General features: G+C 66.9%; 13 protein-coding genes. 4 read left to right on the forward strand and 9 right to left on the reverse strand.

Annotated elements, in window-relative coordinates; translation table 11 throughout:
- Positions 1-6 precede the first annotated feature (6 nt).
- Together IG122_RS17290 and cobA are read right to left on the reverse strand one after the other, a co-directional pair.
- Positions 7-1338, reverse strand: a complete 1332-nt coding sequence (locus tag IG122_RS17290; RefSeq protein ID WP_193186493.1) for a cobyrinate a,c-diamide synthase — start codon at positions 1336-1338, stop codon at positions 7-9.
- Complete coding sequence (cobA, locus tag IG122_RS17295) at positions 1335-2177, reverse strand: uroporphyrinogen-III C-methyltransferase (protein WP_193186496.1); 843 nt, start codon at positions 2175-2177, stop codon at positions 1335-1337. Before cobA ends, IG122_RS17290 begins: the two co-directional genes overlap by 4 nt.
- 151 nt (positions 2178-2328) lie before the next feature.
- Between cobA and IG122_RS17300 the strand changes: the two genes are divergently transcribed.
- A complete protein-coding gene (locus IG122_RS17300; RefSeq protein WP_193186499.1) occupies positions 2329-3420 on the forward strand; it encodes a cobalt-precorrin-5B (C(1))-methyltransferase in 1092 nt (363 codons plus the stop codon).
- Positions 3421-3423: 3 nt separating this feature from the next.
- Entirely contained in the window at positions 3424-4182 is a 759-nt protein-coding gene (locus IG122_RS17305; protein WP_193186502.1) for a cobalt-precorrin-6A reductase, read from the forward strand.
- A 3-nt stretch (positions 4183-4185) separates the two neighbouring features.
- Here IG122_RS17305 and IG122_RS17310 read toward each other — a convergent pair whose 3' ends face one another.
- From IG122_RS17310 to IG122_RS17340, 7 genes are all read right to left on the reverse strand, one after another.
- Positions 4186-5127 carry a DMT family transporter gene (locus IG122_RS17310; RefSeq protein ID WP_226893700.1) on the reverse strand — a complete coding sequence of 314 codons (942 nt, stop codon included), beginning with the start codon at positions 5125-5127 and terminating at the stop codon, positions 4186-4188.
- A gap of 71 nt (positions 5128-5198) precedes the next feature.
- Positions 5199-5963, reverse strand: coding sequence for a precorrin-4 C(11)-methyltransferase (cobM, locus tag IG122_RS17315; protein WP_193186508.1), 765 nt, complete (start codon positions 5961-5963; stop codon positions 5199-5201).
- Positions 5960-7759 (reverse strand): precorrin-3B C(17)-methyltransferase, encoded by a 1800-nt coding sequence (gene cobJ / locus IG122_RS17320; RefSeq protein ID WP_193186511.1) that lies wholly within the window; start codon positions 7757-7759, stop codon positions 5960-5962. Before cobJ ends, cobM begins: the two co-directional genes overlap by 4 nt.
- A complete protein-coding gene (cobI, locus tag IG122_RS17325) occupies positions 7756-8475 on the reverse strand; it encodes a precorrin-2 C(20)-methyltransferase (protein WP_193186515.1) in 720 nt (239 codons plus the stop codon). The genes cobJ and cobI overlap by 4 nt, the downstream gene beginning before the upstream one ends.
- Before the next feature lie 3 nt (positions 8476-8478).
- Positions 8479-9711: a precorrin-6y C5,15-methyltransferase (decarboxylating) subunit CbiE gene (gene cbiE / locus IG122_RS17330; protein ID WP_193186518.1), complete on the reverse strand. Its 1233-nt coding sequence runs from the start codon at positions 9709-9711 to the stop codon at positions 8479-8481.
- On the reverse strand, positions 9708-10361 hold the full coding sequence (locus IG122_RS17335; RefSeq protein WP_193186521.1) for a precorrin-8X methylmutase: 654 nt from the start codon (positions 10359-10361) through the stop codon (positions 9708-9710). Before IG122_RS17335 ends, cbiE begins: the two co-directional genes overlap by 4 nt.
- A gap of 10 nt (positions 10362-10371) precedes the next feature.
- Positions 10372-11451: a sirohydrochlorin chelatase gene (locus tag IG122_RS17340; RefSeq protein WP_193186524.1), complete on the reverse strand. Its 1080-nt coding sequence runs from the start codon at positions 11449-11451 to the stop codon at positions 10372-10374.
- Between the two features lie 332 nt (positions 11452-11783).
- On the opposite strand from IG122_RS17340, the gene IG122_RS17345 reads away from it, so the two are divergent.
- On the forward strand, positions 11784-13115 hold the full coding sequence (locus IG122_RS17345) for a surface carbohydrate biosynthesis protein (protein WP_193186527.1): 1332 nt from the start codon (positions 11784-11786) through the stop codon (positions 13113-13115).
- Between the two features lie 56 nt (positions 13116-13171).
- Positions 13172-13355 (forward strand): NAD-dependent epimerase/dehydratase family protein (locus tag IG122_RS17350; RefSeq protein ID WP_226893701.1); only part of this gene is annotated, 184 nt, incomplete at its 3' end.

Here is a 13355-nt window from a genome sequence, read left to right on the forward strand (position 1 = left end):
CATGGGTCAGGCACCCGAACGGTCGATCAGGTGCAGGAAGGATCCGAACACGGACCCGCTGCAGCCGCCGATCGTCCCGAGCTCCGCGCCAGAGGCATCGGAGATCCGGAAGAGCTGCGTTCCGGCAACGGAACCGACGGCGGAAGCATAGTGGAATTCGTGCCCGCGCCAAACGCTTCCGGCGGGACCGAGCTTGGTCGTGGCGATTGCCTCCGCGATGCGGTAGCCAAGATGGCGTTTCGGCGTAGCGAAACTGGTCTCATGCGGAAGCAGGCCGAGCATCGGGTACGCCTTGCCCTCGCCGTCCGTGAGGCTTTCCCCCAGCACCATGTAGCCGCCGCATTCGCCGTAGATCGCGACGTCTGACCGTGCCAGTTGACGTATCCCCGCGAGGAAGGTTTCGGCCGCCGCGATGTGCGCGGCGTGGAGTTCCGGGTAACCGCCGGGCAGGTAGACGGCATCGGCATCCGCAGCCGGCGCCTCGTTTGTGAGCGGTGAGAAGAAGAATAGCTCCGCACCGGCCTTGCGCCAGCCGTCCAGAATATGCGGATAGGCGAAGGCGAAGGCCGCGTCCCGGGCGATGGCGATGCGCTGGCCGAGCGGCGGCAAGGGCGGCGTCGCCGCGCTGCCGTTCGTCGCCGTACCTGCGCGGGCCGAGGCGATGATCGCCTTGATGTCGAGCTCGGCGTCCATCTTGTCGGCTGCCTGCTCGAGAAAAGTCTCGAGATCGGGATGCTCGCCCGCCTGCACGAGGCCGAGATGGCGGCTGGGCCGCTCGATCGCCTTTTCCGCGCGCACGGCGCCGAGCACCGGGTGGCCATCGTTGAGCAGGGCCCGCCGGAGCATTTCCTCATGCCGTGCGCTGCCCACCTTGTTGAGAATGACACCTGCGATCCTGATTTCGGGATCGAAGTTCGCGAACCCGGCGACGAGGGCCGCGATCGACTGCGCCTGGCGCGCGGCATCCACCACGAGCAGGACCGGCCATCCGGTCCGCCGGGCGATGCTCGCCGTCGAGCCGTCGCCGAACGGATCGTGCTCCTCGCCGAGATTGGCGCCGTCGAAGAGGCCCATGACGCCTTCGGCCACGACCAGGGCCGCATCCGACGGACGGGCGGCGGCAAGTGTCTCCGGACGCATTGCCCAGCTGTCGAGATTGGGGCAGGGACGTCCTGTCGCGGCGGCGTGGAAGGCGGGATCGATATAATCCGGGCCGGTCTTGGCGCTGGCGACATCGACGCCGCGACGCTTGAGCGCGCGCAGCAGGCCGAGGGTGATCGTGGTCTTGCCGCTGCCCGAGGCAGGCGCGGCGACGATCAGGCCGGGAGGCGTGCTCATCCGGCCCGTTCGCTGTCGCCCCGTCCGAGGCCGAGCGGATCCGGGTCCAGCTCCTTGCCACCTTCGGCGCCGAGCCAGTCGAGCCCCGAGCGCAGGCGGACGATCTCGCCGACCGCGACGATGGCGGGCGGCTGCACCTTGTGTTTCTCGATATCCGCCGCGGCGCTGCCGAGGGTGGTTTCCAAAACGCTCATCTCCGGCAGCGAGGCATTGGTGACGACGGCGACCGGTTCGTCCGCCGGGCGTCCGGCGGCGATCAGTTTCTCCGCGATCGCGCCGATATGCTTGATCGCCATGTAGAGGACGAGCGCCGGGCTGCCCTTGGCGACCGCTTCCCAGTCGACGCCGGTCACATTCCCGGTCGCGTCGTGGCCGGTGATCATGGTCACGGCATGGTTTGTGTCCCGGTGGGTGAGCGGAATCCCGGCGAAGGCGAGGCCGCCGATCCCGGCTGTGATGCCGGGGCAGATCCGGAACGGCACGCCGGCCTGGACGAGGGAAAGCGCTTCCTCGCCGCCGCGTCCGAAGACGAAAGGATCACCGCCCTTCAGCCGCAGCACGCGCTTGCCATGGCGGGCGAGCTGGATCAGGCGGAGCGTGATGTCGGCCTGTTTCGGCGAGGGCTTGCCGCCGCGCTTGCCGGCATATTCGCGCGGCGTCGCCTCCGGCGCGAGCGCGAGGATGTCGTCGCCGACCAGCGCGTCATAGACGATCACGTCCGCCGCCTGCAGGGCGGCATGCGCTTGCAGCGTCAGCAGCCCGGCATGGCCGGGGCCGGCGCCCACCAGCCAGACACTTCCGGGCGTGAAATCGGCGGCGAAATCAGTCAACTTGCTCATCTCTCAAACCTACCCCCGCACTTTCCCCAATACCAGCGCGGTAACGTCCCCATCCTTGCCGCGGAACTTTGTCCACTCTGCCGTGCGAGCGTCCTCTTGCGACGCGAATTCGACATGGATGACGGCGCCCGGACGGTCTAAGACATTTCCCATGGCAAGGAAACCGGACGGACCTCTCAGGCGCGGCTGGACCACGGGCGCCTGCGCGACGGCGGCGACGAAGGCGGCCTATACCGCATTGCTGACGGGTGAGTTTCCGGATCCGGTCTCCATCACCCTGCCGAAAGGCGAGCAGCCCTCCTTCGCGCTCTCCCGCGAATCGCTCTCGGACGGCGCCGCGACCGCCGCCATCGTGAAGGATGCGGGCGACGATCCGGACGTGACCCATCTCGCTACCATCTCCGTCACCGTGAAGCCGGGAGCGAAGGGGAGCGGCGTGCATTTCAAGGCTGGAGAGGGGGTCGGCATCGTCACCAAGGCCGGCCTTCCGATTCCTCCGGGCGAGCCCGCGATCAATCCGGTGCCGCGCGAGCTGATGCGCGGCGTCGTCGCGGAGGTCGCGGCGGCGCATGGCGGATCCGGCGATGTCGAGATCGAGATCTCCGTGCCGGGCGGGGAAGAGCTGGCGAAGAAGACCTGGAACCCCCGCCTCGGCATTGTCGGCGGGCTTTCCATTCTCGGTACCACGGGCGTGGTCGTGCCCTTCTCCTGCTCGGCCTGGATCCATTCCATCCATCGCGGCATCGACGTGGCGCGCGCCGAAGGTTTTCCGCTGATCGCCGCCTGCACCGGCTCCACCTCGGAGGCGGCGGTGGCGAAGCGGCATGGGTTGTCGGAAACCGCCTTCATCGACATGGGCGACTTTGCCGGCGGCATGCTGAAATATCTCCGCCGCCATCCGGTGCCGAAACTGATCATCGGCGGCGGCTTCGCCAAGCTCGCGAAGCTGGCCGAGGGCCATATGGACCTCCATTCCGGCCGCAGCCTGATCGACATGGACTGGCTCGCCGCCCGGCTCGGTGAGGTCGGGGGCAGCGCAGAGCTGGTGCTGGCGGCGCGGGCGGCGAATACCGGGCTCGAGGTGCTGAACATCGCCCGCGAGGCGGAGCTGCCGCTTGGCGACCGGATTGCGGCGCTGGCGCGCGAGGAGGCGCTGAAGATGCTGGAGGGCGCCGGAACGGAGATCGTCATCGAGGTGTTCGATCGCGAGGGCAAACTCGTCGGCAGCGCGGGAGAGGTCTGAGACATGGCGCGCCTGCTCGTCCTCGGCGGCACCGAACTCGCCAACCGTTTCGTCGCGGCGGTGCGGGAGGCGCATCCGGATCTGGAGATCGTCCTCTCACTCGCCGGCCGCACGCGTGATCCGAAGCTGCCGGATTGCGAAATCCGCACCGGCGGCTTCGGCGGCGCGGACGGGCTGGCCGCTTTCCTGAAGTCGGAAAGCATCACGGCACTGGTCGATGCGACCCATCCCTACGCGGCGCAAATCTCCGCCAACGCGGCCGAGGCGGCAAAGGCTGCGTTGGTGCCGTGCCAGCATCTTGTCCGGCCGGAATGGGTCGCGGGGCCGGGAGATGACTGGCACGTGGTGGAGAGCAACGACGCCGCTGCGCGTCATCTTGAGTCGCTTTCGGCGACGCGCCCGCTCAGGGTCTTCCTCTCCATCGGACGACAAGAACTGGCGCCCTACAAGACGCTCGGCAATTGCTCTTTTGTTGTCCGCTCGGTCGAGTCGCCGGAAGAGGACGATCTTCCGCCCGGCGCGGCGCTGGTGTTGGCGCGGGGGCCGCTCTCCGAAGCCGACGAGATCGCGTTCCTGAAAGACCGCCACATCGACGCAATCGTCTCGAAGAACAGCGGCGGCACCGCGACCTACGGGAAGATCCTTGCCGCCCGCGCTCTCGGCCTGCCGGTGGTTATGGTGCGACGTCCGCCGCTGCCGGTCGGCACGGTTTCCCGAACGGTGGAGGACGCTGTCCATTGGCTTGCCGGACAAAGCGTCTAGCAACTATCCGGCAGCAGAACGCGGACGCCGCGCGGGCGCGGCGACGATGAGTCCGGCGGCGGTAATCAGGGCCATGCCGGCGAGCGTCAGTGCGTCGGGAGTTTCCGAGAAGAACACAAAGCCCCAGACTGCGGCCGAGATCAGATAGGCGTAGTCGAAGGTCCCGATGATGGCTGGCGGGGCAATCTGGTAGGCCTTGGCCACGGCGGCGGCATAGACGGCCATGAGGGTGCCGAGCAGCGCCATCAATGCCCATTCGCGCAGCCCCATGGGCGCCCAGTCTGCCAGCAGGAACGGGTAGGTAGCCTGCGTCTCGGGTGTGAGGCCGAAGAGCGCGAGCAGCAACGTCGCGCAGAGACCGGCGACAAGGAAGGTGCCGTTGAGGGCGAAGGCGAGGGTCAGCGGCGCCTCGTCGCGGCATCTGCTCCGGGTGACCACCATGGAGATCGCATAGAGGAAGGCGGCGAGAAACGGCAGCAGGGTGAACCAGGAAAAGGCGTCGGTGCCCGGCCGCAAAATCGCGACGACACCGGAGAAGCCGAGCAGGACGCCACCCCAGCGTCGTGCCGAGACCGGCTCGCCCAGCATTCGGGCGGAGAGCAGTGCCGTTATGATCGGGTTTGTGTAGACGGCGACGGCGGCGACCGAAAGTTCCAGCTCCGGCAAGGATGTATAGAAAGCGATCCAGGTTAGGACGAGAAGAACGCTGCGGAGGCAGGTCCAGAACGGGACGACCGGCCGGAACCGGGTTCGTGTCGCGCCCAGCAGGACGAGCAGCACCGGCAGGCCCATGAGAGCGCGTGCCGTGAAAACCTGCCACAGGGTAAGATCGGCACTGACCAGCTTCACGACCGCATCGGCGAAGGCCATGAAAAACACCGACCCGAGAATGCTGGCGATGCCCAACGCTATCTGATCTGGCCGCGCGGAAGCGCTCCGCTCCATGTCCTGCCCCCTTTGACCGTTCCCGGGAAAAGGTTAACGCAGCCCTCGGTGCGGGTCGAACCCGTTTCGGATCACACCTTCGCCTCAGGTCGCAGCACATGCGTATGCGCGGCGTCGTAGAGCGCGCTGTCGCGGAACTCCTCCTCGCCGAGCACGCGGCCGACGAGGATGAGCGCGGTGCGGGTGATCTTCGCCTCGCGCACCTTCTGGCGGATGTCGGAGAGCGTGCCGCGGATCACCTGCTGGTCGGGCCAGCTCGCGCGGTAGATCACCGCGACGGGGCAGTCGGCACCGTAATGCGGGGTCAGCGCGCGCTCGATATGGCGCAGGTTGCGGATCGAGAGGTGGATCGCCAGCGTCGCCTTCGAGCGGCCGAGTTCCTCCAGCTCCTCGCCCTCGGGCATCGCGCTCGACTGCATCGTCGTGCGGGTGAGGATGACGGTCTGGCTGATCTCCGGCAGGGTCAGCTCGGTCTGCAGGGCGGCGGCGGCGGCGGTATAGGCCGGCACGCCCGGGATGATCTCGAACGGGATACCGACGGCACGCAGGCGGCGGATCTGTTCGGCGATGGCGCCGTAGAGCGATGGGTCGCCCGAATGCACGCGGGCGACATCCTCGCCGCGTCCGTGCGCCGCCTCGATATCGGCCATGATCTCGTCCAGCGTCATAGGCGCGGTGTCGATCACGCGCGCGCCTTCCGGCGCGTGGGCGACGACAGCCTCCGGCACCAGCGAGCCGGCATAGAGACAGACCGGGCAGCGCGCGATCAGGTTGCGGCCTTTGATGGTCAGCAGGTCCGGATCGCCCGGGCCGGCGCCGATGAAATAGACCGTCATTCCGCCGCCTCGTCTTTCTTCTCGCCCGCGCGAATTGAAGTACCCGCCTTCCCGGCATAGCCGCGCGGGGTATAGACGTGTTTGCCGTCATAGCGGGTCTCGGACGAGCCCACCATCACCAGCGTCATCATGTCGACCTGGTCGACCGAGAGATCCTGCAGCGTGGTCACCGTCACCGTCTCGTCCGGCCGTCCGAGGGAGCGGCCGAGGATGACTGGTGTCTCCGGCGGACGGTGCTGCAGCAGCACCTCGCGGGCATGGGCGAGCTGGGTGCGGCGGCGCATCGAGACCGGGTTGTAGAAGGAAATCACGAAATCGCCCTTGGCGGCGGCTTTCACGCGGGTCTGGATCGCCTCCCAGGGCGTCAGCAGGTCGGAAAGCGAGATGGTGCAGAAATCGTGGCCGAGCGGGGCACCGATTCGCGCCGCGCAGGCTTGCAGGGCGGAGATGCCGGGGGTGACGAAGACCTCAAGCCGCTCCCAGTCCTTGCGGCCCGCCTTGTCGAGCAACTCGTAGACCAGTGTCGCCATGGCGTAGATGCCGATATCGCCGGAGGAAACGAGGGCGACGGATTTGCCTTCCGCCGCGAGGTCGAGCGCGTAGGCGGCCCGCTTTTCCTCCTCGCCGAGGGCGAAATCGTGCCGCTCCTTGCCCGCCGCGAGCGGGCCGAGCAAGTCGATATAGAGCCCGTAGCCGACGATCACCTCGGCTGCGCGGATGGCGGCTGACGCCTCAGGCGTACGCCAGTCGGCGCTGCCCGGACCGATCCCGACGAGGGCGAGGCGGCCACGCGCGGCGCCGGTCGATTTCGCGTTGATGATCGCGGGCGCCTCTGCGATGGCGCAGGTCGCACGCTTCGACTTCCGTTTCGGCACGATCAACGCCGCGTCCGGCCCGGCGGCGGCAAGTGCCGCACCTTCGCTGACGCCATGGCAGCCGACTTCCCTGAAGACCACCTCCGACGGCGTAGCAAGGCGCGGGGTCTCCTCCTCGAGCCGAACGGCGTCGAAGAAGCGGACCGGGCGGCCGAGATGCGCGCCGAGGGCATGGACCGCGGCCTCGTCCATCTTCACGTCGATGGAGAAGATCCCGGCGACGGCCTCCCGCGCGAGACCGGCTTCGGTGAGCGTTTGCTCGACGAGACGGATCAGTTCCTCCGGCGCCGCGTCGCGCTCGCAGCCGACGCCGATGGCGAGGCGCTCCGAGTGATAGGTCAGAGAATTCGGGGCGGGTTCCGCGCGCCGGATCGAGGCGGAGAGCTTCAGCGTCGCCTTATCGTCCCGCTTCAGGTCGCTTTCCGCGAGCCAGTCGAGCGCCGGATCGATGGCGACGCTCTCGCCACGCAGCAGCGCGGCGGCGGCGCTTTTGCAGTCGCTGTCCGGTGCTAGATGCCAGCCGGCGGGCGGCATGTCGAGGGCCAGGCCGAGCGCGAGGTCGCTCGCGGTGGTGATCGCTGCGACACCGCCGAGCGCATCCGCCGCCTTGCGGGCGAGATCGTTGGCGCCGCGATGACCGCCGAGCAGCGGGATCACCGCCGAGCCGTCCTCGGCGACGGCGAGCACCGGCGGCTCGGCCGTCTTGTCGGCGAGCAGCGGCGCGAGGAGCCGGATCAGCGCGCCGGCCGCCCCGACGAAGAGGATTGGTTCGCCCGCGATGAAGAGGCCGCGGAGATGCTCCGCCACATCGGCAAAGACCGCGTCCGCCGGCGCGGCGCGGGCATGAAGCTCCTGCGACAGGCTCTCCGCGAGCTTCCGTCCGGTGGCGAGACCGGAGGGCGAGAGGACGACAACGCTCATAGCTCACTTCCTTCGAGAAAGGCTTCACCGCGCTTGTGCAGGAGGATCATGGAGAAATAGGGCACCTTTTCCGGATCGACCTCGGAGAGGGCGAGGCAGCGCTGGTTCTGCATCGTCGCATGCTCGATATAGCGGGCCTCGTCGGCGTGGCCGAGTTCGGTCAGCAGCGCGTGGATACGTGCGAAGTGGCGGCCGATCTTCATGATCACGATCCCGTCCGCGAGTTCGATCCGGCGGCGCAGGTCTTCGTTCTCAAGGGGAGCGGGCAGCACCGTCAGCACGTCGTTGCGCGAGACCAGCGGGGCGCCGAGCGCGGCGGCGGACGCCATCGGCGAGGAGATGCCGGGCACCACCTCAATCGGATGGTCTTTCGCAAGCCGCTCGTAGAGATACATGAAGGAGCCGTAGAAGAACGGATCGCCCTCGCAGAGCACGACGATGTTCCGTCCGGCCCTGAGCGCGGCGCCGATATGTCTCGCTGCCTCGTCGTAGACCTTCGCGGCGGGGAAGCGGGAGGCGACCATCGGCATGCGGATCGCGTATTCCTCCAGCCCGTGCGGGATGTGCGGCGCGGCGATGCGGCGGGCGAGGCTCTGGCCCACTTCCGGCGCCGGATAGCAGACGAGGTCCGCCGCCTGCAGCCGCTTTACCGCTTTCAGGGTGATGAGGTCGGGATCGCCAGGGCCGACGCCGATGCCGGTCAGAAATCCGCCCATGATCTAGCCCTTTCCTCCCGGACCTTGCTTGCGGCAGATCCATTGCGTGACCGGCATCAGCGGGCGCCAGCCGTGATAGGGGCCAACCGGCTCCAGCCGCGAGACCGCGATCCGGATCAGTTCGCCGCCGAGGGTTGCGCGGGCCTCCGTCAGCTCGGCCTCGCCTTCGAGCGTCACCACGTTTGCGACCAGACGGCCGCCGGGTTTCAACGCGTTCCAGCAGATTTCCAGAAGCCCGGGCGCGGTGATGCCGCCGCCGAGGAAGATGGCGTCCGGTTCCTCAAGTCCATCGAGCGCGTCCGGCGCCTGGCCCTCAACGATCTTCAGGAAGGGCGTGCCGAGAGTCTCCGCATTGCGGCGGATCCGCGCGATCCGCTCCGCCTTTGGCTCGATGGCGATGGCACGGGCCAGCGGATCGGCGCGCATCCATTCGATGCCGATCGAGCCGGACCCTGCGCCGACATCCCAGAGCAGCTGGCCCGGTCCCGGACGCAGCGCGGCCAGCGTCGCGGCGCGGACCTCGCGCTTGGTGAGCTGGCCGTCATTCTCGAAGAAGCTGTCGTCAAGGCCGGGCGCGGTGCCGAGGGTGACCGGGCGGTCCGGCGCCGAAAGCTGCACCGCGACGGTATTGAAATCTGCCCCCGGCGCATGGGCCCAGCTCTCGGCAATGCCGTCCAGCCGGGCTTCCTTCGCGCCGCCCATATGTTCGAACACGGTGATCGCGCTCTTGCCGAACCCGGCGCCGGTCAGAAAGGCGGCGACCTTGCCTGGCGTTTCCCGTCCCTCGCTCAGCAGGATCAGCCGTGCGCCCGGATACAGGGCGGCGGCGAGCAGGGCGAGGGGACGGCCGTGGACGGTCAGAGTCCGCACTTCCGCGAGCGGCCAGCCAAGCCGGGCGGCGGCAAGGGAGAAAGCCGAGGGAGCCGGTACGACGATCATCTCCTCGACGGGCAGGACCTTTGCGAAGGTTGCGCCGATGCCGTAGTGCATCGGGTCGCCGGTCGCGAGCACGGCGACCTTCCGGCCGCGCAGCTCGTGGATCTTGTCGACGAAGCTCTGCAGCGGCGAGGGCCATTCGATCCGCTCTCGGCCGTCCTCCGGCAGCATGGCGAGATGACGCGCGCCGCCGATCAGGATCTCGGCGCCGTCCAGCAGCTCGCGGGCGGTGCGGGAGAGACCGTCCAGCCCGTCTTCGCCGATCCCGATGATGCGGAGCCAGGGGGACTCGATACTCATGGTGCGGGGTCCTTGCCGGCGAGAATGGCGAGTGCGTTGACGGCCGCCGAGGCCATGGCGCTGCCGCCGCGCCGACCTTTGAGAGTCAGGAACGGTGGCAGGCCTTTTGTATCCGCCAGAGCGGCTTTCGATTCCGCCGCGCCGACGAAGCCGACCGGGAAGCCGAGGATCACCGCCGGGCGCGGGCCGCCGTCGAGGATCAGCTCCATCAGCCGGAAGAGTGCCGTCGGCGCGTTGCCGATGGCGACCACAGCGCCGCCGAGCCTCTCGCGCCAGAGCCCGACCTGGGCGGCGGAGAGCGTCGTCGCCTCTTCTTTCGCGAGCGCGCGGAGATGGGGATCGCGGATCAGGCAGACCACCTCGTTCTGCTTCGGCAGCAGGCGAGGAGTGATGCCGTGCGCGACCATGGCCGCATCGCAGATCACCGGCGCCCCGGCCGCCAGGGCCGCGCGTCCGGCAGCAACCGCGCCGTCGCTGAAGATCAGGTCTGGCGCGATCTCGGGCATGCCGCAGGCATGGACCAGTCGCACCGCCACCTCGGCCTCCGCGGGATCGAAGCGCGCGAGGTCGGTCTCGGCGCGCACGATCTCGAAGGACTGCCGGTAGATGGCATCCGGATCTTTCTCATAGGAGAAGACGGGCGCGGACATGCGGCGGGACTCAGTTGTCGGTCAGCGTGCGCGGGCCGAGCGGATGGTCCGCATGCGGATACGGGTGGTGGTGGTGATCGTGCCCGTGGTCATGACCGTGATCGTGGGAATGGCCGTGCCCGTGACTATGGCCGTGATGGTGACCGTCGCCGTGATGATGATCGTGATCATGATCGTGCCCGTGATCATGGCCCGGGCCGGTGCCGATGCCCTCGACGTGATGATGATGGCTCTCCTGCGGCAGGCCGACTTCGGCCTCGAAGCCGAGCACCTGCTGGCGGTACTTGCACATCTGGCAGTTCATGTTGCCGGTGCCCTCGTCGATCTCGCGGATCCGGTCGAGGAAGGTCTCGATCACCAGCGGATGGTCGTTCAGATAGGGCGCCTTGACGAACTCGATCTCCGGATGGCGCGCGGCGACCTTGTCGACATAGTCGTAGATCCGCGTCACCAGGATCCCGGTGAAGAGGAAATAAGGGAAGACGACGATGCGCTTGTAGCCGAGCTTGGCGGCATGCTCGAGCGCCGGTTCGACCAGAGGAAAGGTGACGCCGGAATAGGCGGTCTCGCCCCAGCCGAAACCCATGCCCTCCCAGAGCATGCGCATGACTTTGGCGACGTTGGAATTGGCGTCCGGATCGGAGGCACCGCGTCCGACCACGACGAGCATGGTTTCATGTCGCGAGACGCCGTCGCCGGCGGCCTTCAGTGCTTCCTCGATCCGCTCTCCTGCGGCCCGAATCATCTTCAGATCGATGCCGAGCTCGCGCCCGTAGCGGATCGTCACGCCCTCGGCGCCGGCCGCATAGGTGTTCAGGACGGACGGAATGTCGTTCTTGGCGTGCCCGGCGGCGAACAGCATGCCGGGAACGGCGAGCACGTCGGTCACGCCGCGTTCGCGCAGCGCGTCGAGGCCGTTGCGGATGATCGGGGTGGCGAATTCGAGGTAGCCGTAATCGACCGGCATGTCCGGCAGCTTTTCCTTGATCCGGACCGCGAGTTTCGCGAACTCGTCGACGGCGGCCTGATCGCGGCTGCCATGCCCGCAGATCATCACGCCCTGTTTTTCGCTGGAAGTCTCGTTGGTCATGCTCATCTCATCCCCACCGCCGCGCGCACGGGGACGCGGAGAATGCCTCTCCGCCCACGAGCCGCCGCGGATATCCTTTTTCATGGATCTATCCGGCCCCGGTAGTGTTCCGGGGCGCCCGTCACGTCAGTGTCCCGGGCCGCTCCGTTCTGGATAGAGGGTTCGGCCGTGCCGGGCAAGCTCGGAAGGGGCAGAAACTGTTCTGCAAGCGGCGGGAGAGGAGCGCCGGCGAACAGCCTGCTCTTCAGGCGGGCCGGCGCTGCGAATTCTTGCCGTCGGCCCGGCGGCCCGTCTATTAATCGCGGTGTCTTCCATCCATGCGATCGGCGATCATGCGCTACAAACGTCTTTACCTCCCGATCGAGGAGGTCGCCCGCGAATTGAACGCGCGCCTCCCGTTGGTTCTGCGTGCCGTTGCAGACGGGTATGTGGTGATTATCGGCGACCAGTGGTCGATGGTACGGAACCTCGACCAGTTCCTGCCGGGCGCCGTGTTCCTCAAGGGCAGCAATCAGATCCAGACGAATTGGGCGAAGCATGCGAAGGATTGCGGGCACCGTGTCGTGGCGATCGACGAAGAAGTCACGGCCATGGCAGACAGGAGATTTGTTCTACAGGGCGTGACCTCGGAATTCCTCGGGAATCTGGATCGGTTCTTCCTCCAGGGGCGCAATCAGCACCGGATCTTTCAGAACGCTTTTCCCGAGCACGAGGAGCGGTTCGTGGTGACGGGCAATCCCCGTTTCGATCTCTTGTCTCCTGCCATGACCAGAGCTTTCGAAGGGGATGTAGGACGCATTCGCGAACGGTTCGGCCGCTACATTCTCGTCAATACGAATTTCGGCGCGGGGAATACCGGCCACGGCAGCCGGGAGCGGTTCGTCGAGATCTGCGAGCGGGTCGGATATGCGCGATGGGACAATCCGGATGATCGGGCTTGGTTCGAGGCTACTTTCGACTTCGAAGAAACCAATCTGGTGCGTTTCGGGGAAATGGTCCGGGCGCTCAGGGACCGGTTTCCGGACCATCAGATCGTCCTGCGTCCGCATCCATCGGAGGATCACGCGTTCTGGCGGCAAAGCCTGGCCGGCGAAGATCGGATTCATGTCATGTTTGCCGGGACGGTTGTTCCCTGGTTGCTCGGCGCTGACATACTGATCCACAACACCTGCACTACAGGTACAGAGGCCATGGTCCTTGGCGTGCCGGTTGCGGCTTATGCGCCTTACACGAACTGGATCGAGAGCATCTTTCTATCGAACCTCGTGACCCCCGTTTACCGTGATCTAGAGGGGCTCTTCGGAGCGGTCCAATCGGCGATCGACGACCGCGCGGGCGCGGTATCGGCGATTCGTGATGCCTTCGGCGAGAGCTTGGCCGATCATATCTCCCTGAACGGCGAATGCGGAGCAACCGAAGCCATAATGACGGAAATCGAAGGTCTGGAGCTGACGCCGTTCGAAGGTCACCTGTTCCGGAATAACGATGCCAGGCTGGTGCTGGTCGCCCTGGACGAGTACCGCAAGAATAAGATGGACCTGACGCGTGAGACCTTGATCCAGAGCATGCAGAATATCTCTCGTGGCCTCGGTGCGGCGGCGGCGGTCCGGGTCCAGAAACTCTCGGGGTCTATGCTCGCGGTCTTCCCGCCGCCGTCCGGCTAGCGGACTTGCGAGCGGGATGGAAAAATTCTCCATAGCCGGGCATGATCCCGATCCGAATGCTGGATGTTCCTGAAGGAGAGAAATTCGTGTCACGACGTTTCAACAAGGTTCTGATCACGGGTGGCGCGGGCTATGTTGGGAGCCTGCTGATCCCGCAGCTTCTGGACCTCGGCTACGAGATCGTGTCCTACGACATCCAGTTCTTCGGCGACGACTTCCTTCCGAAAGACGATCCGAAGC

The organism is Nisaea sediminum, from assembly GCF_014904705.1.
Classification (GTDB): domain Bacteria; phylum Pseudomonadota; class Alphaproteobacteria; order Thalassobaculales; family Thalassobaculaceae; genus Nisaea; species Nisaea sediminum.